19 protein-coding genes and 1 tRNA gene are annotated in these 24,198 nt (G+C 64.0%); 8 read left to right on the plus strand and 12 right to left on the minus strand.

Features of this window, described 5'->3' with window-relative positions; genetic code table 11:
• Nucleotides 1-98 precede the first annotated feature (98 nt).
• The 5 genes from ruvB (at nt 99) to AC5IJH_RS16505 (ending at nt 12,180) form a co-directional block, all read left to right on the plus strand.
• Nucleotides 99-1,133 (plus strand): Holliday junction branch migration DNA helicase RuvB, encoded by a 1,035-nt coding sequence (gene ruvB, locus AC5IJH_RS16485; RefSeq protein ID WP_491903923.1) that lies wholly within the window; start codon nt 99-101, stop codon nt 1,131-1,133.
• A gap of 498 nt (nt 1,134-1,631) precedes the next feature.
• Nucleotides 1,632-8,576, plus strand: coding sequence for a beta-1,3-glucanase family protein (locus tag AC5IJH_RS16490; RefSeq protein WP_491903924.1), 6,945 nt, complete (start codon nt 1,632-1,634; stop codon nt 8,574-8,576).
• 111 nt (nt 8,577-8,687) lie between these two features.
• Nucleotides 8,688-9,944, plus strand: a complete 1,257-nt coding sequence (serB, locus tag AC5IJH_RS16495; protein ID WP_491903925.1) for a phosphoserine phosphatase SerB — start codon at nt 8,688-8,690, stop codon at nt 9,942-9,944.
• Nucleotides 9,945-10,121: 177 nt separating this feature from the next.
• Nucleotides 10,122-11,138: an ATP-grasp domain-containing protein gene (locus AC5IJH_RS16500; RefSeq protein ID WP_491903926.1), complete on the plus strand. Its 1,017-nt coding sequence runs from the start codon at nt 10,122-10,124 to the stop codon at nt 11,136-11,138.
• A gap of 10 nt (nt 11,139-11,148) precedes the next feature.
• A complete protein-coding gene (locus tag AC5IJH_RS16505) occupies nt 11,149-12,180 on the plus strand; it encodes an LLM class flavin-dependent oxidoreductase (RefSeq protein ID WP_491903941.1) in 1,032 nt (343 codons plus the stop codon).
• Nucleotides 12,181-12,186: 6 nt separating this feature from the next.
• Here AC5IJH_RS16505 and AC5IJH_RS16510 read toward each other — a convergent pair whose 3' ends face one another.
• Together AC5IJH_RS16510 and AC5IJH_RS16515 are read right to left on the minus strand one after the other, a co-directional pair.
• Nucleotides 12,187-12,939 (minus strand): metallophosphoesterase family protein, encoded by a 753-nt coding sequence (locus AC5IJH_RS16510; protein ID WP_491903927.1) that lies wholly within the window; start codon nt 12,937-12,939, stop codon nt 12,187-12,189.
• Between the two features lie 12 nt (nt 12,940-12,951).
• Nucleotides 12,952-13,878, minus strand: a complete 927-nt coding sequence (locus tag AC5IJH_RS16515; protein WP_491903928.1) for an ABC transporter ATP-binding protein — start codon at nt 13,876-13,878, stop codon at nt 12,952-12,954.
• Nucleotides 13,879-13,921: 43 nt separating this feature from the next.
• Between AC5IJH_RS16515 and AC5IJH_RS16520 the strand changes: the two genes are divergently transcribed.
• On the plus strand, nt 13,922-15,211 hold the full coding sequence (locus tag AC5IJH_RS16520) for an SGNH/GDSL hydrolase family protein (protein WP_491903929.1): 1,290 nt from the start codon (nt 13,922-13,924) through the stop codon (nt 15,209-15,211).
• A gap of 21 nt (nt 15,212-15,232) precedes the next feature.
• On the opposite strand, the gene AC5IJH_RS16525 is transcribed toward AC5IJH_RS16520, so the two are convergent.
• The 9 genes from AC5IJH_RS16525 to ispE all read right to left on the minus strand — a co-directional run bounded on the left by AC5IJH_RS16525 (nt 15,233) and on the right by ispE (nt 21,252).
• Complete coding sequence (locus AC5IJH_RS16525; protein WP_491903930.1) at nt 15,233-15,790, minus strand: thioredoxin family protein; 558 nt, start codon at nt 15,788-15,790, stop codon at nt 15,233-15,235.
• A gap of 88 nt (nt 15,791-15,878) precedes the next feature.
• Nucleotides 15,879-16,334 carry a 50S ribosomal protein L9 gene (gene rplI / locus AC5IJH_RS16530; protein WP_491903931.1) on the minus strand — a complete coding sequence of 152 codons (456 nt, stop codon included), beginning with the start codon at nt 16,332-16,334 and terminating at the stop codon, nt 15,879-15,881.
• A gap of 62 nt (nt 16,335-16,396) precedes the next feature.
• A complete protein-coding gene (gene rpsR, locus AC5IJH_RS16535) occupies nt 16,397-16,828 on the minus strand; it encodes a 30S ribosomal protein S18 (RefSeq protein WP_491903932.1) in 432 nt (143 codons plus the stop codon).
• A gap of 125 nt (nt 16,829-16,953) precedes the next feature.
• Nucleotides 16,954-17,370 (minus strand): 30S ribosomal protein S6, encoded by a 417-nt coding sequence (gene rpsF / locus AC5IJH_RS16540; protein WP_491903933.1) that lies wholly within the window; start codon nt 17,368-17,370, stop codon nt 16,954-16,956.
• Nucleotides 17,371-17,449: 79 nt separating this feature from the next.
• On the minus strand, nt 17,450-18,079 hold the full coding sequence (gene pth, locus AC5IJH_RS16545; RefSeq protein ID WP_491903934.1) for an aminoacyl-tRNA hydrolase: 630 nt from the start codon (nt 18,077-18,079) through the stop codon (nt 17,450-17,452).
• Nucleotides 18,080-18,117: 38 nt separating this feature from the next.
• Entirely contained in the window at nt 18,118-18,792 is a 675-nt protein-coding gene (locus tag AC5IJH_RS16550) for a 50S ribosomal protein L25 (protein WP_491903935.1), read from the minus strand.
• A 119-nt stretch (nt 18,793-18,911) separates the two neighbouring features.
• The gene (locus AC5IJH_RS16555; protein WP_491903936.1) at nt 18,912-19,955 is read right to left on the minus strand and encodes a ribose-phosphate diphosphokinase; all 1,044 of its coding nucleotides are present in this window, start codon (nt 19,953-19,955) and stop codon (nt 18,912-18,914) included.
• Between the two features lie 113 nt (nt 19,956-20,068).
• A tRNA-Gln gene (locus AC5IJH_RS16560) sits at nt 20,069-20,142 on the minus strand.
• A 69-nt stretch (nt 20,143-20,211) separates the two neighbouring features.
• Nucleotides 20,212-21,252 carry a 4-(cytidine 5'-diphospho)-2-C-methyl-D-erythritol kinase gene (gene ispE / locus AC5IJH_RS16565; RefSeq protein ID WP_491903937.1) on the minus strand — a complete coding sequence of 347 codons (1,041 nt, stop codon included), beginning with the start codon at nt 21,250-21,252 and terminating at the stop codon, nt 20,212-20,214.
• Between the two features lie 125 nt (nt 21,253-21,377).
• Here ispE and AC5IJH_RS16570 point away from each other — a divergent pair, with 125 nt between their 5' ends.
• Nucleotides 21,378-22,391 (plus strand): mechanosensitive ion channel family protein, encoded by a 1,014-nt coding sequence (locus AC5IJH_RS16570; protein ID WP_491903938.1) that lies wholly within the window; start codon nt 21,378-21,380, stop codon nt 22,389-22,391.
• On the opposite strand, the gene AC5IJH_RS16575 is transcribed toward AC5IJH_RS16570, so the two are convergent.
• Nucleotides 22,388-22,894: a cupin domain-containing protein gene (locus tag AC5IJH_RS16575; protein WP_491903939.1), complete on the minus strand. Its 507-nt coding sequence runs from the start codon at nt 22,892-22,894 to the stop codon at nt 22,388-22,390. The genes AC5IJH_RS16570 and AC5IJH_RS16575 overlap by 4 nt on opposite strands.
• A gap of 186 nt (nt 22,895-23,080) precedes the next feature.
• Between AC5IJH_RS16575 and AC5IJH_RS16580 the strand changes: the two genes are divergently transcribed.
• A partial coding sequence (locus tag AC5IJH_RS16580; RefSeq protein WP_491903940.1) for a gamma-glutamyltransferase family protein occupies nt 23,081-24,198 on the plus strand: 1,118 nt, incomplete at its 3' end.

Consider the following 24,198-nt stretch of genomic DNA (forward strand, 5'->3'; position numbering starts at 1 on the left):
CGCTCGCCCATAACGGCGAGCGCGACTCAACCATGACACCACGCTCGGCGTGCTCTGCTCAGCGGGCACACGCCACGTCCGCGATATAGTCAGCCTTGGTGAAGCATAAGGATCAGGATCCGGAGCGGCTGGTCTCCGCGGCGCGCGGTGATGAGGACAGCTCCTTCGAGCTGAAGCTGCGGCCACGACGGCTAGCCGAGTTCATCGGACAGACGAAGGCGAAGGAGCAGCTCGCCATCGCGCTCGAGGCAGCACGCAGTCGCGGCGAAGCCCTCGACCACGTGCTGCTGTTCGGACCGCCCGGACTTGGCAAGACGACGCTTGCCTCCATCATCGCCAACGAGCTCGATGTCGGCTTCCAGCAGACCAGCGGCCCGGCACTGCAGATCCAGGGCGACCTGACCGCCATCCTGACCAACCTGCGCGAGCGCCAGGTGCTCTTTCTCGACGAGATTCATCGGTTGCAGCCGGTGCTTGAAGAGAAACTCTACACGGCGCTCGAGGACTACAAGCTCGACATCATCATCGGCCAAGGTCCGGCGGCGCGTACGCACGTCATGGAGATTCGCCCGTTCACCTTTGTGGCGGCCACCACTAGGCCGGGGTTGCTCTCGTCACCGCTACGATCACGATTCGGCATTCTGCTGCGGCTCGAGTTTTATACCGAGGATGAGCTGCGCTTTGTCGTCTCGCGTTCGGCCGAAGTGCTGGGCGTTCCCATCGATCAGGACGGCGCGGCGGAGATTGCGCTGCGTTCGCGCGGCACACCGCGTATCGCGAACCGGCTGCTGCGCCGGGTGCGCGACTACGCCCAGGTGCGCGGCACGGGCACCATCGATCGCGCCACCGCGCAGGCCGCGCTGAAGATGCTGGAAGTGGACGCACACGGCTTCGATGAGCTTGATCGGCGGCTGCTGCTCACCATCATCGAGAAGTATGACGGTGGCCCGGTTGGGCTGAACACGCTTGCTGCAACGCTGGCCGAAGAAGAGGACGCGCTGGAAGAGGTCTACGAGCCCTTTCTGATCCAGATCGGCTTTCTCGACCGCACCCCGCGCGGCCGGGTGGCAACGCGCCTGGCGTACGAGCACTTCAATCTTCCGTTGCCCCGCAAGGCGAACCTGCTCTTCTAACGGCATCCCCCGTGACGCATAAGTAACGGCGTCAGTTACCCAGACTGACCTCCCAGAAATTTACGAAAATAGTTATTGACTGGTTTTGGTAAAACCATTTACTTAAGGGTTCTGCCATTTTCGAATGGCGAATCCGGGCGGCCAGCCTCTCCCTTCCTTCAGGCCTCCGACCCCGAGCTGACTCCGACCCAAAGCCCCGATGCGCCGTCATCATTGGGACAGGTCTCCCCCGCAACCGCTCGCTTGCTGTACCTTCCGCTTCCCCTGCCTCGCTGACCGCGGGCCCCTTGGATCTCAGGATCGAGTTACGACTGCGCCCGGCCACCGCCGATGCAGTCGACAGTGAACCTTCGCCACTTCAAACACGTCTCCGTGGCTGTTATTAATTTGCCTCACCGCTCGAAAGGACTTACGGTTATGCCGCTCTCGATCTCCTCCGGCGTTCGTCCAGTGCTCCGCTCCCTTGCCAGCTCCAGGTTGGCTCTGCTCGCTTCGCTGATGATGGTTCTGTTAGCCGCTGGCGCCACTCGCCCGGTAAGCGCGCAGTCCGAGCCAACCGTGCCACAGTCCCAGCGCGTCACGATCAACCTGTCGGCGGGCATGCCTGGACAGAGCCCCTGGCTCTACATCAAGGACCAGGACGACACGAGCGCGACTGCGCCCAGCTTCGCCCAGACCACCTACAACGACTCGGGCTGGCAGGCAGTCGGTATTCCCTACTCGGCGAACCTCTACAACTCGTTCCTTAACGCCGATTCGGGTGGCGGCGATGGCGACTTGAACGGCACGACCAACTGGTACCGGCTGCACTTCAAGCTCGCCTCGCAGTACGCGGGCGGCAAGGTCCTGGTCGAGTTCGAGGGCGCGCACACCGGCGCACAGGTATTCATCAACAACACCCTGCTGCCCGGCATCAGCGCGGTGACGGCGAATGCCAATGCGTCGCACGTGATCGGGTTTGTGCCGTTCATCGTGGACCTGACGCCCTATGTCCACGCAGACGGCGCCACCGATAACGTGCTCGCGGTGCGGGTGTCGCGCGGCGCGGCGTGGTTTGCGAACCCGATGTTCTCGCAGGACTATCGGTTCGGCCAGGCCGATGCCGGTCTCTTCCGCCCGGCAAAGATGTTCCTTACCAGCAAGGTGCACATCCCGGAGAACATCTACTCGAACCAGAAGACCTGGGGCACCTACGTCAGCACGGTCTCCGAAGTCGCCAATCCAAACGACACCACCACCGCGCAGTCGGCTGTCATCCGCGTGCAGACGAATGTGCTGAATGAGACCACCAGCGCCCAGAACGTCACGCTGACGACGCAGATCGTGGACAGGAGCGGCAACGTGGTCGCGGCCGGCGCGCCGGTCACGCAGTCCATCCCCGCGATGACGCCGAGCACCTACCCCTCCGGCGCAACTCCACTGTTCGATCAGCAGATCACTGTCAGCAATCCCACACTCTGGTATCCGAACAACAGCACCTTCGGCACGCCGTACATGTACCGCGTCTACAGCATCGTCAGCGTGAACGGGCAGGTGGTGGACTCCGTGCAGAGCCCGCTCGGCATTCGCACCATCACGTGGGACAGCAACTTCCCCTACTTCAACGGTCACCCGATGTACCTGTGGGGCGGCTCCGGGCGCTACGACTACCCGGCGCTCGGCTCCTCGGTGCCGGAGGAGCAGCAGTGGCGCGACCTGGCGCAGATGGCGGCCATGGGCGGCAACATCTGGCGGCCCGGCCACTCGACTACCAGCGAAGAGTTTGTTAACGCAGCCGACGCTTACGGCGTAATGATCGACCAGCCCAGCGGCGATGGCGAAGGCGCATTCAGCAATGCCACGGCGGACATGATCACGCTGAAAGAAGAACTGCACCGCGACATGATCATCCGTGACCGCAGCCACCCATCGATCCTCGACTGGGAGGCCAACAACGGCACCATGGCCGAAACCGTGGGTGCCGCCCTGCAGCAGATCGCGAACACATGGGACCCGATCAACACGCGTGCCGAAGCCGACCGCACGCCGGATCCGAAGAACGGCCTGATCCTGGGCTGCACGCTCGAAGGCTGCGAGGTGGGGCAGAAGGAGCAGAGCGCCTACGCGAACAACCCCAACTGGGGCGCGGAGTACTGGGGGAAGGGCACGGGGCGCGGCCTGGCCTACGACGCGGAGATCGCCTTCGCCGGCCAATTCCTGCATAACTGGACCAACAGCTTCCAGGCGAAGGCCTTCGGCATGGCGCAATGGTACTTTGCGGACACGCCGGGCGAAGACAGCCTGTTCGAGGAATACCAGCAGTACGCAAATACCGCCCAGGGCGTGGCCTACCAGAGCAGCGTTCGCTCGCTCGGCGCGTCGATGGTCGATCAGAATCGCTTCCCCAAGCTGCTCTATTACGCGTACGAAGCAGCGTGGACGCCGTTCTCGATCAAGCCGGTCGTGAAGCTGGCGCACCACTGGAATCGCGCGTATCAGGCCTCTGCGCCGATCACGGTGAATGCCTTCAGCAACTGCCCCAAGGTGCGGCTGCTGGTCAACGGCGCGTCGCAAGGCGATCACATTCCCAACCCCGCCAGCTCGGACCCGGGCAGCGATCCGCCGCAGACCACGACCGCGGTCGCGTTTCAGGCGACGTGGACCGTCAACTGGGTCTCCGGCAGTGTGGAAGCCGATTGCATCGATGAGCTCGGCAACGTAGTGCAGTACCAGAACGCGGCCGTAAAGGACGTGATTACCACCGCCGGGGCGCCTGCCCGCATCAATCTCACCGTCGTTCCCGAGCTTGTGCGACCCGACGGCTCAACATTCCAGGTGACCGCGAATGGCTCCGATGCCGCGTTCGTCGTGGCGCAGGTGGTCGATGCCAACAACGTGGTCGTGCCCACGGCGAACAACAACATCACCTTCAGTGTGAGCGGTCCCGCCACCTACATGGGCGGCACCGAGCAGTACGTCGAGTCGGGCAGCGACGCTTACTCGACCAGCGCGAAGCTGGGCTCGCTTGCGTACCATGCGCCCGGCGATCCGGAGCTCCAGGCAGAGGGTGGCCTGACCAAGATCGCGCTGCGCAGTCAGTTCACCGCCGGTCAGGTCACCGTCACGGCCACGTCTCCGGGGCTGACCTCCACTCCGGTCAGCTTCAATGTAGTCGCGGTTCCCAGCCCAATTCCTCCGGCGAGCGGACCGGCGATCGTCGTCCCGCCGCAGAGCACCTCGGTCACCGCCGGCCAGACGGCCACCTTCTCCGCAACCGCGACCGGCACAGCTCCGCTTGCATTCCAGTGGTATTTGAACGGCAATGCGATCTCCGGAGCCACGGGCGCCAGCTACATCACGCCCGCGACTGCCACGTCGCAGAGCGGCTCCAACTACACGGTCAAGGTCAGCAACTCTATCAACGCGGTCACCTCCGCAGCAGCCGTTCTGACCGTGGACGCCCCCGCATCGCCGGCCATTACCACGCAACCGCAGGCCGCATCGGTGTACGTCGGTCAGACCGCCACCTTCTCCGTTGCGGCGACCGGGTCGCCGACGCTGAGCTACCAGTGGTACGTCAACAATGGCGCGATTGCCGGCGCGACATCGCCCAGCTACACCACCCCTGTTCTCACCTCCACGGGCGGCACGGGCAGCAGCTATACCGTCGTGGTGACGAATCCGGTGAGCAGTCTCACCTCTGCGCCAGCCACGCTCACGATCAACCCTGCCGTGGCGCCCACCATCGTCAACAACCCCATCAGCCAGCAGGTCATCGTTAACAATCCGGTCACCTTCAACGTTGTGGCAAGCGGTTCGTCTCCGTTCACCTATCAGTGGCAGAAGAACGGTGCGAATATCGCCGGCGCAACGGGGTCGTCCTTCACGATCGCGGCAGTGCAGAAGTCCGACGCCGGCTCCTACACCGTCATCGTCACCAACGCCGCGGCCAGTGTGCCGAGTGCCGTTGCCACCCTCAGCATTGCGCCGCCCGGCATCAACCTCGCGCTTGGTCAGCCGGCCACGGCCAGCAGTGTTAGTAATCCGTCCACCGAGGCAGCGGCGCTTGCCGTTGACGGCGACCTGAACACGCGCTGGCAGGCTCAGCCCGGCGATCCGCAGTGGCTGCAGGTCGACCTTGGGTCTCAGGTAAAGTTCAACACCGTCGTGCTGGTTTGGGAGGCGGCATACTCCACCCAATACGAGATCGACTACCTGAACCCGAGCGGCGCCTGGGTGCCGGCCGCGACCAACACCACTGGCGGCGGTGGGACCGAGACGCTCAGCTTCGCTCCCGTCACTGCGCGTTATGTGCGAGTTTCCAGCACACAGGAAAACAACGCTGCCTATGGCCCGTCGCTGTATGAGTTCCAGGTCTACAACGTCGCGAGCTGCACACCGCCCGCGGGCAACCGCTACACGGTGAACGCCAGCAATCCCAACCTGGTCCTCGATACGATCAGCCAACTCACCTGGCAGCGCGTCGAGAACACCTATCCCGGCACCGGCCAGCAGTACACGCAGTCCGTGGCCGAGAGCTATTGCTCCAGCCAGAGCATGCGCCTGCCGACCAAGCCCGAAGCGCTGGCCATCAGCGGTTATGGCGCTGCGGTCTGCGCGTTCCCCAACCCGTGGGAGACCTGGACCTCCGACACGGACCCGAACAACGCCGCTGACGCAGCGCTGGTGCAGTCTTCTGGTGCAAGCAGCTATCAGGTCGCGAATAACTTCCCCGGCGGTGTGCTCTGCGTCTCGGGCACGTCGGTTCCGCCGCCGACGATCACTCAGCAGCCGGTGGCGACGACTGCGACTACTGGCCAGCCTGCCACCTTCACCGTGGCTGCGTCGGGCACAGGTCCGCTCTCGTACCAGTGGTACGAGAATGGCTCGCCCATTACGGCTGCGATCAATCCCAGCTACACGACCCTGCCCGCCACGTCCGCCGACAACGGCTCCATGTTCTCGGTTGTCGTGACCGGGCCAACTAACGAAACCGCAACCAGCAACACGGTCGCGCTCACGACGGTCGCTCCACCGCCGGATGTGTTCTCCGCAGCATCGGGCAGCAGTGCCGCCATCGGCAGCTTCAGCGCGGACGCGGGCTTCACGGCCGGCGGCACCTACTCCAACACCAACGCGGTGGTGACGAAATACACCGCGAATGCCGCGCCGCAGGGCGTCTATCAAAACGAGCGCAGCGGGACCTTCAGCTACATCGTCCAAGGTCTCACGCCGTCAACCCAGTACTCCGGACGCCTGCACTTCGCGGAGATCTACTTCACGCAGGAGAATCAGCGCGTCTTCAACGTCAACATCCAGGGCCAGCCATTCCTGACCAACTTCGACATCGTGAAGCTTGCAGGTGGGCCGAACATCGCTCTCGTCGAGCCCTTCACGGCCACCTCCGACAAAAACGGCAACATTCAGATCGACTTCTTCAACGGCCCGATGAACGCACCAAAGGTGAGCGGCGTGGAAATCGTCGGTACCGGCGCGAGCGGGACCGGTAGTGGTGGCGGTGGCGGCAGCACGCCAACTGACGTCGCGACGATCGACGCTGGTAGCACGGTAGCTGTGAACGCGTACGTAGCAGACACAGGTTTCTCTGGCGGCTCGACCTACGCGCCCGGCCAGACCGTGAGCAATGCCGGCGTAGCCGGCGCTGCCCCGGCAGCGGTGTACGCGACCGCTCGCCAGGGCGCGTTCTCCTACACCATCCCGGGCCTGACCAAGGGTGGCGTCTACACCGTGAACCTGCACTTCGCGGAGCTCTACTTTCCGGCCGCGCAGAAGCGTAAGTTCAACGTCTCGATCAACAACGCGAGCGTGCTCGCCGACTTCGACATCTTCGCGGCTGCCGGAAACAAGCAGTACCAGGCAGTGGTCGAGTCGTTCCCCAACATCACGGCAGACCCGACCACCGGGAACATCGTGATCACCTTCAGCAGGGGCTCGCTCGATCAGCCGATGGTCAACGCGATCGAGGTGCTGACCGGCTCGTCGAGCAGCAGCGCCTCGACACCGGCCATCACGACTCAGCCGGCGAACCAGACCGCGACGATCGGCAGTACCGCCACCTTCAGCGTTGCAGCGACGGGCAGCAGTCTGGGCTATCAATGGTCGAAGAACGGCACCCCGATCAGCGGCGCCACCGGCACCAGCTACACCACCCCCGGGACAACGGCCGCGGACAACGCTGCAGTGTTCGGCGTGACCGTGACCAACACCAGCAACAACACCAGCCTGGCTTCTTCGAACGCCACACTGACCGTCAACACCTCGCCTGCCTACACCACCAAGTCGGGCGCAATCACGGTCGCGCTCAACAACAACACCAACGGAGCTTGGCCGAACAGCAAGATCTACGTCGAAGTGCTTGGCTGCAATCCTGCGAACAGCAGCTTCTCCTGGGTGAACTACGACGGGACCGTGCATGCCGCCAGCACAGCGGATAATAGCGCAGCAAACTCGATCACTGGTCCGGACGGCAAGAAGTATCCGAACTACAGCTTCACTCTCGGCCAGAGCACGACGCTGGTGCTGCCGCCGCTCCTGGCGTCTCGGATCTTCATCTCGATGGGCAATCCGCTGTACATGACGACCATCGTGAACTCGGGTGCGACCGGATGCAACGCCCTGGGCTACACCGGCCCGAATCCGCTGAACAACACGGACCCTAATATCAATACGCACTATGACTGGTACGAATTGACGTACAACAGTTCGGCCTACACGACCAACCCGGGCATTTACATCAACACCACGCAGGTCAACCAGTTTGGGCTACCGCTGCTGCTCGATGTCTGGGGCTCAGTGAATGGCGTCAGCGAGCAATACCATAAGCAGGTCGGCATCAACGAGACGATTGCCGCGATCGATCAGGAGTTCGCCAATGAAACGCCGACCATCTTCCAGCAGACGCCCATCTCGTCCCTCCGCATCTTCGCGCCCAACATCAGCCCCAGCTTCGCCGCCGGCGCTGCGAACGGAAACTACTTCGACACCTACATCAATGGCGTCTGGAGCTACTACACCACCAACACCCTGACCATCATGGACAGCGGACGTGAGTTCACCGGGAACGCGCAGACCACGCAGTTCCTGTTCACCGAAGTGAACCTCAACAATGGCGCCTACCAGGGCGGCACGTACGCTATCCAAAAGCCGACCACGCAGGAGATTCTGGCCTGCAATGGCAGCATGGCCTCTGGGAACCCCACGCAGGAGCGGCTGGAAGTGCTCTTCTGTGCCGGCTTTAATCGCGGCGTGATGGAGAGCTATTCGAACTGGCTCGTGCCCTCTGCTTACTACCAGCAGACGCCGTCAAACTTCTACTCACAGTTCTGGCACAAACACAGCGTGGGTGGGCTTGCCTACGGCTATCCCTTCGACGACTACAACGACCAGAGCACCACCATCCAGACCAACACGCCGGAGCATATGGCATTCGGCATCGGCTGGTAGCTTTTCCCCGCAGAACGAGGGACGCGACAACCATCGCGTCCCTCGTTCTGTTTGCGTCGAGCACCGGCGGTCCGCGTCACCCTCGGGATCGGCTCCGTTTATAGTCGGGCCATGGCGAGCACGACCAGCACGATCAGCACAGCGGCAGACGCAGCGATCCTTCTGCATGTCACCGGGCAGGATGCGCCCGGGCTCACCGCAGAGCTCACCCGGCTGCTCGCGGCACATCGCGCGGTGATCCTCGATGTGGGCCAGGCGCTGGTGCATCAGACGTTATCGCTCGGCTTCCTGCTGGCCGTGCCTGAGGACGACAGCTTCGCGGCGCTCCAGTCCGAGCTGACCACACGTGCAGAAGCACTCGGGTTGCGTGCGCGCTTCACCGGCATCGCGGCGGACGCGCTTGCGCATTGGCTGCGAGGGCTGGCGCGGCATCACTTCCTCGTCACTATGCTGGGCCGCGGCCTCACGGCACATCAACTCGCCCGGGTCAGCGGCATTGTCGCGGCGCACGGCATGAACGTGCATCGCATCGAGCGACTCTCACATGAGCTCTCACCCGGAGCCTGTGCTGCGAACGCCTGCATCGAGCTGGACGTCAGCGGAGACCCGGAGCGCGAGCCGCACATGCGCGCAGAATTCCTCACGGCTGCCCAGGAGCTGTCCATCGATATCGCGTTCCAGCGCGAGAGCATCTTCCGTCGCAACCGCCGGCTCTTCGCCTTCGACATGGACTCGACACTCATCCAGGGCGAGGTCATTGACGAGCTTGCGAGGCTGGCCGGCGTGGGCGAACAGGTCGCGCGCATCACCGAGGCCGCTATGCGCGGGGAGCTCGAATTCAACGAGTCGTTTACCCAGCGCGTGGCTCTGCTGCGCGGCCTGCCGGAAGAAAGCGTGTTGGCATTGCTGCACACGATCCCGCTTGCGGACGGCGCAGAGCGGCTCGTCCGCACGCTGCAGTTTCTCGGTTACAAGACAGCCATCCTGTCCGGAGGCTTCACCTTCTTCGCCCGGTCTCTACAGCAGCGGCTCAGCATCGATTACGTCTTCGCGAATGAACTTGAGATCAGCGGGGGCGTCGTGACCGGACGCGTGCAGCCGCCTATCGTCAACGCGGAGCGCAAGGCCGAGCTGCTGCGCGAGATCGCCGCGAGAGAGAATCTTTCGCTCGAACAGGTGGTGGCGGTCGGCGATGGTGCGAACGACATCCCGATGCTGAACCTGGCCGGCATGGGCATCGCGTACCGCGCCAAGCCGCTGGTGCGCCAGAAGGCCGACCAGGCCATCTCCTGCCTTGGGCTCGATGGCCTGCTTTACCTGGTAGGCGTGCGCGATCGCGACCTGGCCCCGCACGAACCGCTCGCCTGAGGCGAGTGAGACTCGGCCACCCTTCCGCCGTTACAGGTGTTTCAGCGCAGCCCGAGATTTTCCTCCGGCGGTCCTGCTCATCAGCGCCGATTTGCGCCCCGGGCACACCATTGCTAGCGTAGAAAGACGCGCCGTGGTGCGTAACGCCGCCTCGGTCTGTCGCGTCACAGGAGCACTATGCCGTCGTCATCCGCCCTGCCCATCGCCGTCTATTACGAGCAGCCCAACTGGTTCAAGCCGCTCTTCGCCGAGCTCGACCGCCGCGGCATCCAGTACGTGACGCTGCATGCGCCCGAGCACATCTGGGCGCCGGAAGAGCACCCCGAACAGCAGTACGCGCTCGTCTTCAATCGCATGAGCCCGTCTGCCTGGAATCGCGACCATGGCGATCAGATCTTCTACACGCTCGGCTTCCTCGAGCACCTGGAACGGCGCGGCGTCCGCGTGCTCAACGGGCTGAAGGCCTACCGCACAGAGCTCTCGAAGGCGGCACAGCTCGCATTGCTTGAGGAGCTCGGGCTGCCCTACCCGAAGTCGCGTGTGATCCACCGCGCACCGCAGGCGTCCGCGGCTATCTACGGCCTGCGCTGGCCAGTCGTTGTCAAGCCAAACATCGGCGGCAGCGGTGCCGGCGTGAAACGTTTCGATACGCCGGAGCAGCTGGCCGCAGCGGCAGCCGAGCCAGCCGGGTCTGCGGACGGCCTGGCGCTTGGCATGGACTCGACCGCGCTCGTCCAGGAATTCATCCCCGCCCAGGATCAGCACATCGTGCGGGTGGAGGTGCTGAATGGCCGGTATTTGTACGCAATCAAAGTACATATCACGGGCGAGACCTTCGACCTGTGCCCTGCAGATATCTGCCGTACCACCACGGGTGTGGAGCTGAACCGCGCCGCGTGCGCCATCGACGCGCCGAAGAGCGGGCTCAAGGTCGAAGGCTATGAGCCTCCGGCTGAAGTGATCCGCGATGTCGAACGCATCATGAAGCATGCGGGCATCGACATCGGCGGAGTCGAGTACATCACTGACAGCCGTGATGGCGAGCGCCTCTACTACGACATTAATGCGCTCTCGAACTTCGTGGCGGACGGCAAAAATGTGATCGGCTTCGATCCGTTCGCGAAGCTGGTCGATTGGCTGGAGTCGGAAGCTGCCGCAGCGAATCGTGCGCCCGAGCTGGTGCATGGCCGCTAACCGCGCCGCGATGCGCTACGGCTTCTGGATGCCCGTTTTCGGCGGGTGGCTGCGCAACGTCGATAACGAGCAGATGGCTGCGACGTGGGAGTATGTCCGCGACCTGACCGTGCGCGCGGAACAGATCGGCTACGACCTGACCCTCCTGGCGGAGCTGAACCTGAACGACATCAAAGGCGTTGAGGCGCCATCGCTCGACGCCTGGTCGACCGCTGCCGCACTGGCGGCGGTCACGCACTCGCTCGAGCTGATGGTTGCGGTGCGCCCAACGTTTCACAATCCCGCGCTGCTGGCCAAGCAGGCCGCCAACATTGATCGCATTGCGAACGGCCGGCTCACACTGAACGTGGTCTCCAGTTGGTGGGCGGACGAGGCGACCAAGTATGGCGTCCATTTCGACACGCACGACGATCGCTACGCACGCACGTCGGAGTGGCTGGACGTGATCGACGGCTGCTGGAGCCAGCAGCACTTCAGCTACAGTGGCCGCTACTACTCGGTCGATGACAACGTGCTCTCACCCAAGCCCGTCCGCCAGCCTCGTCCGACGCTCTACGCGGGTGGCGAGAGCGAGACAGCGAAGAACCTGATCGCTGCTAAATGCGACGCTTACCTGATGCATGGCGATCCGCCGGAGATCATCGCGCCCAAGATCGCAGACATGCGCGCGCGCCGCGAGAAGCTCGGCCTACCGCCCATGGTTTACGGCATGGCCGGCTATGCCATCGTGCGGGACAGCGAGGCCGAGGCGCAGCGCGAGGTCGCACGCATCACCGATGTGAAGCAGTCCGCGCGCGGCTACCAGAACTACCAGCAGTGGATCACTGGGTCGAAGCTCGAGCAGAAGGTCTCGCTCGAGGACTACTCGGTTTCGAATCGTGGCTTGCGCAGCGGCCTGATCGGAACGGCGGAGCAGGTGAAGGAGCGCGTGCGGGCCTTCCGCGACGCGGGCATCGATCTGCTGTTGCTCCAATCCAGCCCACAGCGTGAAGAGATGGAGCGCTTCGCTGCAGAAGTAATCGGGACAGGCGCGATCGCCTGATCAGCCTTAGTGACCTTCGGCCAGCCGGGCCGCCAGACGATCCGGCAGGCCGGCCGCCAGGATCTTCTTCTGCGCGCGCTCCAGATCGTAAGGCACGCGGAAGAAGCGAATGATCGAGAGCTCGTCGTCGTACACCGCAAACGCCGAGCGCCAGTCGCCGTCGCGCGGCTGGCCGACCGACCCCGGGTTCAGCAGATACCGCACGCCCGGCCGCAGCGGCAGATCGTAATAATCGGCCTCGGTCTGGTTGCCGTACTCCGGCTGCACGCTGAACCAGCCCTCATCGCTCCGCACAAAGCCGCCCTGCACATGCGTGTGCCCGAAGAATTCGATCCACGCGCCGGACGCCGCCTGAAGTGCATCGACTGCATCCGGTAGTGAGGCCACATACACATCCTCGTCTGCGGCCGAGCCGTGCACGCACACCAGCCCCTCGCCCACTTCCACCGGCCCCTGCGGCAGTTCACTCAGCCACGCACGCTTTGAGCGCGAGAGCTGCGACTGCGTCCACTCGGCCGCCGTACGCGCAATGGGATTGAAGTCGTCAAGCGAGCTCAGCCCGCAGCAAGCGCGGTCATGGTTGCCGCGCACATACACGCTGTTCAGCTCACGCAGGCAGACGATGGTTTCGTTGGGAGATGCGCCGTAGCCGACCACATCGCCGAGATTCCACACGATGTCGTGTGCCGGTGCGGTGTTCAGCACAGCGGCCAGTGCCTGCATATTGGCATGGACATCAGAGAGGATCAGGGCACGCATGGCCGACGGAGATTAGGATGGCACGCCGCTGCCGGCGGCAACCGCGGAAAGCTCTCGCGCCTGGTGACCAACGTCGTACGTGACGAACGGTCCGGGGATAGCGTGAGCCGCAGGTGGTAGTGTCGCGAGCGGTGCCTCGCGATCCGTGTCAAGCGTGGGAATGGCTCCGAGCAAGCTGCGGGTGTACGGATGGCGCGGCGAGCGGAAGATCTGATCGCGGCTGCCCTGCTCCAGCAGCCAGCCATGCCGCATTACGGCCACTCGATCCGCGACCTCCGCAACCACGGCGAGATCGTGCGAGATGAACAGCATCGCCAGGCCGAAGCGCTCGCGCAGATCGCGCAGTAATGCGAGGACTTGGGCCTGCACCGTTACGTCGAGCGCTGTGGTCGGTTCATCGGCGATCAGCAGTTGCGGCCGGTTCGCGAGCGCCATCGCGATCAGGATGCGCTGCCGCTGTCCGCCGCTGAACTGGTGCGGGTAGTCGCTGTAGCGGCGCTCGGGCTCGGGCAGCGCGACCGCTTCCAGGCTCGCGTTGACCGCACGGCGCACCTCGCGGCGGGAGAGCGTCGGCTGGTGTGTCTCGATCGCTTCGGCGATCTGCCGTCCCACCGGCATCACCGGATTGAGCGCCGTCATCGGCTCCTGAAAGATCATCGCGATGCGGCTGCCGCGGATGCGGCGCATCGCCTCAGGCCGCAGGGTCAGCAGATCTTCGCCGGCGAAACGGATACGACCCTCTACGTGCGCCGCGGGATCAAGCAGCCCAAGAATCGCGAGCGAGGTGACCGACTTGCCGGACCCCGACTCGCCCACAAGCCCCAGCGTGCCACCCGCCTCGATCGAGAGCGACAGGTCCTGCACCACGGGTATTCCGCGGAAGGCGATCGTGAGATGCTCGATCTCGAGCAGGGGCGCAGTGGAAGGGGGCGGCGTCACCCCCTGAGCGTACTACGGCCGGTTGCGGCTACACTTTCTCTCCATGAAAGCACTCTCCCGCCGCCACGCCGCCTCTCTCGTCCTGCTCGCGCTTGCCACGTCCGCTGTCGCGCAGAGTGCGCCTGCCCCTGCGCCGAGCGACACTGCATTCGCACTGCATGACGGTGATCGCGTGCTGTTCTACGGCGACAGCATCACCGAGCAGCGCCTCTACACGACCGACATCGAGGAGTACGTGCTCACGCGCTTTCCGCAATGGCAGGTGGAGTTCACCACGGCGGGGGTGGGCGGCGACAAGGTCTCCGGTGGCTGGGCAGGTCCGATCGATCTACGGCTGGAGCGGGATGTATTTCCGGTGAAGCCGACCGTGATGACCGTGATGCTCGGCATGAACGACGGCTACTACCACGTGCCCGACGCGGCTATCGATAAGACTTACCAGAACGGTTACACATACCTGGTGGACACGACACTTGCTGCCGTGCCCGGCGTGCGGTTATGGCTGCTCGGCCCCTCACCCTACGATGACGTGACGCTGCCCACGATGCACTACAACGAAGTGATGCAGGCCTATAGCAGGTTCGACCAGCAGCAGGCCGAACGCGTGCACCAGAACTTCGCGGACCTGAACGCACCGGTTGTCGCTGCGCTCGAGAAGGCGAACACGGCGCAGCCCAACCTGGCTGGCAGCCTGCTCCCGGACCGCGTCCACCCGGGGGAAGGCGTGCATTGGGTCATGGCACAGGCCGTGCTGGCCGCGTTGCACGCGCCTGCGCTGGTCTCGAGTGTGCAGTTGGACGCTGCTGCTGCGCACGCTGGTGACGTGAAGAACGCGGCGGTGTCTGAGATGAAACGCGACAAGAAGACAGGTGCGATCACGTGGACGGCACAGGAGTCGGCGCTGCCGTTACCACTGCCCGCACACGCCACCGACTCGGTGACAGATCTCGCGATCCAGTCGAGCGGGATAGTCGATGCGCTCGACCAGGAGATGCTGACCGTCAGCGGACTGCACGCCGGCTCATGGCAACTGTCGATCGACGGTCAACCTGCCGCAACGTTGAGCGCCGAAGAGCTTGCGAAGGGCGTGAACCTGGCACGACTCTCGACACCGATGCTTGATCAGGCGCAGCGACTCGCATGGGAGACCGACCACCGCAACAATCTGGAGCGGCAGCTCTACCGGCTGGCGGTTGGCACGTCGCAGCATCTCGAAACAGCGCCCGCGCCGAAGGTGGATGCAATCCGCCAGGCTGTGGCGGCATCCGTTGCACAACAGCACAAGGATGCGCAGCCCATCGCACACCACTTCGCACTCGCCCCGATCAAGTGAAGACTCCGCGCCGCAGGCGACTCAGCTCTTCCACTTGATATTGCAGCCGAGGCTCGGCACCTGCTCGGCGAGCGGCTGCTTGCCCTGCAACAGCGCTTCCACCGCGCGGCGCAGATCGATGCCCGTCACCGGCACATCGAGACTGGGGCGGCTCGGATCGAACTGCCCTCGATAGACCAGGCGCTGATCGCGATCGTAGATGAAGAAGTCCGGCGTGCAGGCTGCACCGTAGGCACGTGCCACGTCCTGCGACTCGTCGTAGAGATACGGGAACGAGAAGCCCAGCCGGCGTGATTGCGCCCGCATGCCGTCCGGCCCGTCTGCGGGATAGGTCGCGGCGTCGTTGCTGCTAATCGCGCAGATCCCGAGCCCCACGCCGGCATAGTCGGAACCGAAGCGCGCCAGCGCCGCCTCAATGTGTTTCACGAACGGGCAGTGCACGCACAGAAACATGACGACGAGTCCGCCCGCGCCCTTCACCTGATCGCGGCTGCAGGTTTTACCGGAGAGAACGTCGGGAAGGGTGAAGTCAGGAGCCAGCGCGCCCAGCGGCTGCATTGTCGATTCGGTCCGTGCCATGGGCATCAGTGTACGGCAGCGTCGCAAGGAAAAGGGCGCTCCGGCAGCAGTGCCCAGAGCGCCCCTTCGGACTGCAAATGGCGGGAGCTTACTGCTCCACGCCCTCGCCCACAACCGTGACCTTGATGTGTGCGTTCACTTCGCGGTGGAGCTTCACCGGGATGTGAAACTCACCGAGCTGCTTCAACGGCTCGTCGAGCTGCACCTTGCGGCGATCGACGGTGTAGCCCTTCTTCTCGAGCTCGTGCGCGATGTCCGACGAAGTGACAGAGCCGAACAGGTGATCGTTCTCGCCGACCTTGCGGGAGAACACCAACTCGACCTGCTCCATCTGTGCCACCAGCTGTTGCGCTTCCGTCTTCTCGCGTGCGGAGCGGCGCAGCGCCGACTGCTTCATCTGCTCGATCACGTTCTTGTTCGCCAGCGTCGCTTCGATTGCCAGCTTCTTCGGCAGCAGAAAGTTGCGGCCGTAACCGTCAGCAACCTTCACCACGTCTCCGCGGTGACCCAGGGTGTCGACGTCTTCCTTCAGAATGACTTCCATAACTCTCCCTCAGTGATTGCGCCGCTCCGCCGCCGGACTCCCGTGCGACGGAACGCGACAGACTAGTACCGTGCTGCGAAAGGAAGCAAGGCGATGTTGCGTGCCTGCTTGATGGCGCGCGTGAGCCGGCGCTGGTGCGTGGTGCACACACCGGTCAGGCGACGCGGCACGATCTTGCCGCGCTCGGCAACAAACTGCTGCAGAAGGCGCACGTCGCGGTAGTGGATCGAGTCGATCTTCTCCACGCAGAACTTGCAGACCTTCTTGCGGCGGAAGAACTTGCGTCCGCCCGAACCACCGGGTCCACCGGGACCACGTCCGCCGGGACCACCGGGGCCGCGGCTTCCATGGGGACGATCTCCCTGCGGACGGTCACCCTGGGGGCGGTCGCCGGCAGGGCGATCGCCAGCCGGACGCTCCGTTGCCGCCGGGCGCTCGGTTGCGGTGCTCTCCGGCCCGCGCGGTGTTGCTGCAGTGCTGGTTTCCTCAGCCATGAGTCTCATCTTCTTTCTTCCCGCTTCTGTTGCGGGACAGGCCCTGCGCTCTGGCAGGACCGGCTGCCATCACGCCGCGCTTGCGCACGACGTGTCTGTTTCTGTATGCCGCGGCACGCGTCGACCTAAGCCGTTGCGGCTGCTTCCGTGGGTGCCGGGGCGGCTTCCGCCTCAGCAGCAGCAGGTGCAGGCTGCGCGCTCAGCTTCTTGCGCGTGGCGCGGATTGCCTTGATCTTGTTGGCCCGCTTCTCTTCCTCGTCCGTGCGCACGGTGATGAACTTGATCACCGGCTCAGTCACGCGGAGACGGCGCTCCACCTCGGCCACCAGCTTGCCATCGGCCTCGATGACCAGCAGGACATAGTTGCCGTCGGAGAACTTGCGCACCAGGTAGGACAGCTTGCGCCGGCCCAGCTTCTCGGTGGACTTCAGAGAACCGCCACCCTGGGTGATGGTCTGCTCGAGTCCCGCGATCAGCTTGTCGACATCAGCCTCTTCCATATCCGGCCGCACGATAAACATCACTTCGTAGCTACGTTGCATTCTTCTCTCGCTTCCTGACGAACAAGGTCGTCTCGAAACCTCGTGCCCGGCATGTGTCACCATGACTGGCACATTCTTCTCAGGCGCCTGGGGCTGTGCCGCCCGCCGCGCCATTCCAACGGTTCATCGCGGTCTGCACTCCATCCACGATCACCGTCTCTACCGCATCGGCCACTCGATCCAGCACCAGATCGAGCGCTGCCAGATCCTTCTTCCGCATCGGCGTCAGCAAATAGTCTTTGCCGCGACGCGATGCTGTCTCAAGCCCGTCCGGACCAACCCCGATCCGGATCCGCGGCCACTCCTCCGAGCCGAGCGCGCCATTGATCGACTTGGCGCCATTGTGTCCGCCCGACGATCCACCCGGCCGCACCCGCATCGAGCCCAGGGGCAAGGCCAGTTCGTCGTACAGCACGAGCAGCCCGGCAACTGGTGAGCCTTCTCCAAACTCCCGAAGCAGCGCCCGCACCGACTCGCCGCTCAGGTTCATAAACGTCTCCGGCTTGGCCAGCACCACATCGCGTCCTGCCATGCGAACCGTTGCGGTGAGCGCTCGACTGCGGCGATTGCTCACCACCGCATTCGTCCGCGCTGCCAGCCGGTCGATGGCGAGAAAGCCTGCGTTGTGCGGCGTCCACTGGTACTCGATCCCGGGATTCCCCAGCCCGACCACCAGGAACGGTCCGCGCCTCTCTGCTTCCTCGGCCATCGCGCGAAGTCAGCCAGCCCGAAGAGACCAGGGCAGCGTTACTTCTTGCCCCCCTCTTTCGCGTCGTCCGTCTCCTGCTTGCCCTTCTTGACGACCTCGGGCTCTGCCGTGCCAGCCGCGGCCACAGCATCGGCTGCCGGTGCCGCCTCTTCCTTGATCACGACCACGTGCGCCACGGTCGCATCCTCATCCGTGATGAACGTGAACTTGCCGCCATGCGGCAGGTCAGAAACGCGAATCGCATCATTCAGCTTCAACCCGGTGACGTCGACCGAGATGTGCGCCGGAATGTCGCCTGGGAGGCACTCGATCTCCACCTCGCGCAGCACCTGCTCGAGCAGGCCGCCCTCGGCCTTCACGCCGATCGGCGTGCCTTCGAGCTGCACCGGCACCTCGACCCGCATCGCCACATCCATCGCGATGCGCTTCAGGTCGACGTGCAGCAGGCTGCCCTTGATCGGCTCATACTGCCAATCGACGATCATCGCCTTCGCGCGGCTGGTGCCCACTTCCACGTCGAAGATCGTGTTGTGTCCCGACTCCGAGTGCAGAATGCGCAGCACCTGCTTGGGATCGAGCTCGATCGCCACGGAGGGCTCCTTCGCGCCGTAAATCACAGCGGGAATCTTGCCCGCCACGCGCACGCGGCGCGCTGCATTCTTGTTGAACTTGCCCTCGCGGGTGCCCGCCTTCACTACTTCTGTCGTTGCCATCGTTCTTCCCTTTCGGTCATGGGGAGAAGCAGCTTTTAGCTGCTCTCCCTACTCCCTTTCGTGTGTACCGCGTTGACGACCAAACCGCTGACTTGCCAAGTTGCTGACTCGCCGACTTATCAGCTAAACAGCGAACTGACGCTCGTCTCCATGTGAATGCTTTCGATCGCCGCGCCCAGCAGGCCGGCGATCGACAGCACCTTGATCTTGTCGACCGCCTTCGCCTCATCGCGTAGCGGAATCGAATTCGTCACCACCAGCTCTTTGATCCGCGAATGCGCGATGCGCTCGATCGCCGGACCGCTCAGCACCGCGTGCGATGCGCACGCGTAGACCTCGGCCGCGCCTTCGTCGAGCAACGCATGCGCCGTTTTCACCAGAGTCCCTGCAGTGTCGACGATGTCGTCGATGATCAGGCAGGTGCGGCCGCGCACATCGCCGATCACGTTCATCACCTCGGTCACGTTGATGTCAGTGCGACGCTTGTCGACAATCGCCAGCGGCGCCCCCATCTTGGTCGCGAAGAAGCGCGCACGCTCCACGCCGCCCGCATCCGGCGAGACGACCGTCAGGTTCGCCAGATTCTTCTCGCGGAAGTAGCCGACCATGACCGGGCTCGCGAACAGGTGATCGACCGGAATATTGAAGAAACCCTGAATCTGCGCTGCGTGCAGGTCCATGAACAGTGCGCGATTGGTGCCCGCCGTCGTCAGCAGATCGGCCACCAGCTTCGACGAGATAGCGACGCGCGGACGATCCTTGCGATCCTGCCGGGCGTAGCCGTAGTACGGAACGACGGTGGTGATGCGTCCGGCCGACGCGCGTTTGAGTGCATCGATCATGATCAGCAACTCGACCAGGTTCGAATCCACCGGGTTGCAGGTCGGCTGCACCACAAAGACATCCACGCCGCGCACGTTCTCGAGTAGCTGGAAATAGATCTCACCATCGGCAAAGCGCTGAATCTTGGTTTCGCCCAGCGGCACGCCGATCTGGCGGCAGATCTCTTCTGCAAGCTGCCGGTTCGCGGATCCGGCGAAGATCTTGAAGCGCCGATCCTCGCTCAGCCCCCGGCTGCGTTTGCGCTCCGGTGCTGGCCGAAAGTTGCTGCTCCCCGCGTCGGGTTCGAGCGCGGTGGTGGTCACAGCAGTCTCCTGTTTCATCACAATCTCCCCAAGCTGGTTTGCATTGGTGAACTGCGCTACACAGACTCGAGCCGTGGCTTGGCATGCATCCGCGGCAAAACCGACCGGCGCGTACTGCACCGGAAGCAAGGTGGCTGGGCGACTAGGATTCGAACCTAGACAAAGTGCTCCAAAGGCACTTGACCTACCATTAGTCGATCGCCCAACAGGCTGGTTTGGCGGATGAGGAGGGGTGCTGCCGCGCATCAGGCATCCGGCAGGTTCGCCAGGCGCTTTAGGCGCTCTCCCTCATCGTGCGCCAATACTGCTGGCGGGGCAAGGTCCGGGTGCGCAGAGCCACAACACCACGCGTTTCCAGACGATTTGCCGCACGGTCCGCCGCCTCCGCACTCGCGTACAGCCCAAACAGGGCCGAACCCGAACCGGAGAGTGCTGCATAGAGTGCCGCGTCCTCGCCCTGACCGGGGGCCGCAAGCACACGCAGAATGTCAGCAAGAGAAGGATGCTGCCGAAAGACGACCTCTTCGAAGTCGTTGGCGATCCCGGTGCGGACAAGCGCGAGAAGCGGAGTCTCGGCCAGGTCTCCGCTCTGGGCCACTTCCTCTTCGCGAGCCAAAGCTCCTGAAGATTCTGCCCCGGAGACACCGGAGGAGTGCGGCTGGCTCCAGGCAAGCGAGACAGACCGACTCAACCTCAGTAGTCTACCGACCGAATCCTCGGGGGTCAACGTGACGTGCGTGCTGTCCCATTCGCGGAACGCTGCGGGGGTGGACACACCGACTGCCGGAACCGCAATCACGCAGGGGACTCCTGTGCTCTCGGACGCCAGGTCGGGTAAGGGGTAGACCTCCTCGCCCCTCCCAAGACCCAGGACCGTGCCGCCCAGTAAAAACAGCGGCACGTCCGACCCAACCTCCGCCGCGATCGCCAGCCGCTCGTCCGGCGGAAGTGCGACCCCGAGCTCGGCTTCGAGCCCCAGCAGCGCCGCCGCCGCATTCGCCGAACCGGCGCCGAGTCCGCCCTGCACCGGCAATTGCTTGTCGATGTCCACCTCGACCTCGGCCGCGATCTCCAGCCGGTTCAGCGCTCGCTCCACCATCTTCCACGCGGTATTGCGCTCGTCCGTGGGAACCCGCGCATCGTTGGTGGTCAGGTGCAGCCGCGTCGATGCTGCCCGCGTGGCGCGCACCGTGACCCGGTCATAGGCATCGATGGTCTGGTAAACCGTCGCCAGTGGGTGATAGCCGTCGGGCCGCGCGAGCCCGATCGCCAGCCCCAGGTTGACCTTCGCAAACGAACGCAGTGTGACCGACATCGCAAGCCCATTCTAAGCAGGAACTTCCCGCCGGCTCTCCGCCGCATCCCACCGAATGAACGTGAGCACCACGCCCTTCACCTCGACCCATGGCCGGCCCTTCTCGTCGTCGAACGCTTCTCCTGATGCTCGCGGCGTTCGCCTGCCTTCTGATTGTCTACTTCTTCGGCACGATCAACCGGCACCTGATCGGCGGGCTCGGCCTGCGCATCCACGGCGTGCTCACGATGCCGCTGTTCACGGCGGGCAAGGTCCCGGTCACCCTCACCCTGCTGGTCAAGATCGTTCTCTTCCTGCTCGGACTGGGCGTGGTGGCGCATGCGGCTCTGCAGGTGCTCGAGCGCCGCATTCTGAACCACACGCCGCTGCAGAAGGGGGCGCAGTTCGCCCTGGCCCGCGTCGCCTCTTACACGATCTTTGCCCTGGGACTGATCATCGGGCTGCAGTCGTTCGGGCTCAATCTCAACTCGCTGGTCGTGGTTGGCGGCGCGCTCGGACTCGGCGTTGGGCTCGGTCTGCAGACGGTCGTCGCCAACTTCGTTGCGGGCCTGATCCTGCTGTTCGAGCAGCCGGTGCGCATCGGTGATCGCATCGAGATCGGCGATACAACCGGAGACGTCATCGATATCCGCGGCAGGAGCACCTGGGTCCGCACCAACGACGACATCATCATCATCGTGCCCAACTCCGACTTCATCACCAAGGAGTTGACCAACTGGACGGCCAACGATCGCCGCGTCCGGATCGTCGTCCCCGTTGGCGTGGGCTACAGCAGCGAGCCGGAGAAGGTGCGCTCCATCCTGCTCGAGATCGCCGCGGCGAACCCCGATGTGCTCAAGGATCCGAAGCCCGATGTGATCCTGAAGGACTTCGGCGACAACTCCATCGACTTCGCATTGCGGGTGTGGACCACCAGCAAGGTGCAGTTCCCCGCCGTGCTGCGCAGCGACCTCTACTTTGCGATGTTCGCCAAGTTCCGCGAGGCCGGTGTCGAAGTGCCCTTCCCACAACGCGACCTGCATCTGCGCAGCGTAGCCCCGGAGGCAGCCGAGTCGCTGCGCGTCATCGCCGGCCTGCATCGGGAACCCGACACGCAGGGCCGCGCCGGCCAGAGCGCACCACCGAACGAAGCTGCCTAGCTCAGCGAAATCGGCGGCCCGAGCAGTTCCATGCCGAACGCCTGCATCTTGGCAGCGTCCGTCACGTACGCCGAGCGCGCTCCGGGGTCTTTGCCACGCGAGTCGAAGTAGGCTTCCATCTTTCCTGCAGGTGCATAGGTGATCAGCAAGCGTCCCTCGCCCTCGCCGACGAACGCGAATGAGTGCGAGATTCCGCGAGGACCGAGAATCGAGTCGCCTGTCTTCAGGGTGTGCATCGCGCCGCCAACCTCGACGAGGTAGGTTCCTTCGACGACATAGAACCACTCGTCTTCACCGTGATGAAGGTGCCGTGGCGGACCACCCTTCCGGGTGTGATTGTGCTCCATGGCGAAGAAGTCATTCCGGCAGTCTTTCGACGAGACCTTGAACGTCGACGTGCCATTGGGAATCTGCCGCTTCGACCCGTAGCGGTCTTCATCGCGATGGACCGGAACCGGTTGGACCTGGTCTGGAGCAGGAGGGCTCGGTGCGGACTGGTTCAAGAAGCCAGAGGGTAGGGCAATCACTGCCAATCGCAGGAAGGCCCGTCGACAAAGAGTGATCATAGGTGCCCCAGTTGGTTCGCGATGCGGATGTAGAGCATATGCGCGCCCGTTGAGCCGCTCTTCGCCGAAGCGTATAGCAGTCGTCCGTGAAGAGACAGATCTATCTGCCACTACACTCGTCGCATGCGTCGCGCCGGCCACTACCTTGTTCTGCTCGCCTCCACCGCCTCCCTCATCCAGGCCCAGCAGCCCGCCCTCGACTGGCAGCACGAGCAGCCCACCATCGCGCAGCATGCGATGGTGGTCACGGTGCATCACGCGGCCTCCGATGCAGGTCTCGCCATCCTGCGCCAGGGCGGCAATGCGGTCGATGCCGCGGTCGCGACCGGCTTTGCGCTCGCCGTCGTTCATCCGATCGCCGGCAACATCGGTGGTGGCGGATTCATGCTCCTGCATTTCGCCAAGCCGGTAAACGGGAAGCAGAACCGGTTCTTGGACTATCGCGAGACGGCGCCCGCGGCGGCCACGCACGATATGTACCTCGACGCGAAGGGCAATGTGATTCCCGACGCGAGCACGCTGGACTATCGCTCCGTCGCCGTGCCCGGCTCGGTCGCTGGCCTCGCCTACGCAGAGCAGCACTACGGGCGGCTTGAGTTGAAGACCGTGATGGCGCCGGCCATCCGGCTCGCCGAGCAGGGCTTCGTCCTTTCAGAGGAAGAGGCGAAGGAGCTGCAGGATGCCGATCTGGCCCGCTTTCCCGAATCGAAGCGCGTCTTCCAGACCGCGCCTTCGGGCACCCTGTATAAGGCCGGCGACACCTTCCGTCAGCCTCAACTCGCGGCCACGCTTCGCCGCATCTCTGCCGATTCCGCTGACTTCTACCACGGGACGATCGCGAAGAAGATCGCTGCCGACATGAAGGCGCACGGCGGCCTGATCACCGAGGCCGATCTGGCCCACTACACGGTGAAGGAGCGCGCGCCGATTGCAGGAAACTACGCCGGTTACGACATCTACAGCGCGCCGCCACCCTCGGCCGGCGGCACCGTGCTGGTCGAGATGCTCAACATCCTGCGCCCCTATGACCTGACCGCCATGGGCGACCGCAGCGCGCCAGAGGTGCAGCGCATCGCCGAGGCCATGCGCCGCGCCTACATGGATCGCGCCGACTATCTCGGTGACCCGGATTACGCGCAGCTTCCGATTGAGGAACTGCTCAGCCCCGGCTATGCAGATGCGTGGCGCAAGAGCATCCAACCGGACCATGCCACGCCATCGAGCACGCTCAAACGGCCGGC

The organism is Candidatus Dedyshia acidiphila (genome assembly GCF_051025295.1).
Lineage (GTDB): Bacteria > Acidobacteriota > Terriglobia > Terriglobales > Acidobacteriaceae > KBS-83.

Coding starts and splice junctions, on each gene's coding strand:
- AC5IJH_RS16490 (WP_491903924.1), top strand. CDS start 1,632: ATGATGGTTCTGTTAGCCGCTGGCGCCACTCGCCCGGTAAGCGCGCAG.
- serB (WP_491903925.1), top strand. CDS start 8,688: ATGGCGAGCACGACCAGCACGATCAGCACAGCGGCAGACGCAGCGATC.
- AC5IJH_RS16500 (WP_491903926.1), top strand. CDS start 10,122: ATGCCGTCGTCATCCGCCCTGCCCATCGCCGTCTATTACGAGCAGCCC.
- AC5IJH_RS16505 (WP_491903941.1), top strand. CDS start 11,149: ATGCGCTACGGCTTCTGGATGCCCGTTTTCGGCGGGTGGCTGCGCAAC.
- AC5IJH_RS16510 (WP_491903927.1), bottom strand. CDS start 12,939: ATGCGTGCCCTGATCCTCTCTGATGTCCATGCCAATATGCAGGCACTG.
- AC5IJH_RS16520 (WP_491903929.1), top strand. CDS start 13,922: ATGAAAGCACTCTCCCGCCGCCACGCCGCCTCTCTCGTCCTGCTCGCG.
- AC5IJH_RS16525 (WP_491903930.1), bottom strand. CDS start 15,790: ATGGCACGGACCGAATCGACAATGCAGCCGCTGGGCGCGCTGGCTCCT.
- rplI (WP_491903931.1), bottom strand. CDS start 16,334: ATGGAAGTCATTCTGAAGGAAGACGTCGACACCCTGGGTCACCGCGGA.
- rpsR (WP_491903932.1), bottom strand. CDS start 16,828: ATGGCTGAGGAAACCAGCACTGCAGCAACACCGCGCGGGCCGGAGAGC.
- rpsF (WP_491903933.1), bottom strand. CDS start 17,370: ATGCAACGTAGCTACGAAGTGATGTTTATCGTGCGGCCGGATATGGAA.
- pth (WP_491903934.1), bottom strand. CDS start 18,079: ATGGCCGAGGAAGCAGAGAGGCGCGGACCGTTCCTGGTGGTCGGGCTG.
- AC5IJH_RS16550 (WP_491903935.1), bottom strand. CDS start 18,792: ATGGCAACGACAGAAGTAGTGAAGGCGGGCACCCGCGAGGGCAAGTTC.
- AC5IJH_RS16555 (WP_491903936.1), bottom strand. CDS start 19,955: ATGAAACAGGAGACTGCTGTGACCACCACCGCGCTCGAACCCGACGCG.
- ispE (WP_491903937.1), bottom strand. CDS start 21,252: ATGTCGGTCACACTGCGTTCGTTTGCGAAGGTCAACCTGGGGCTGGCG.
- AC5IJH_RS16570 (WP_491903938.1), top strand. CDS start 21,378: ATGCTCGCGGCGTTCGCCTGCCTTCTGATTGTCTACTTCTTCGGCACG.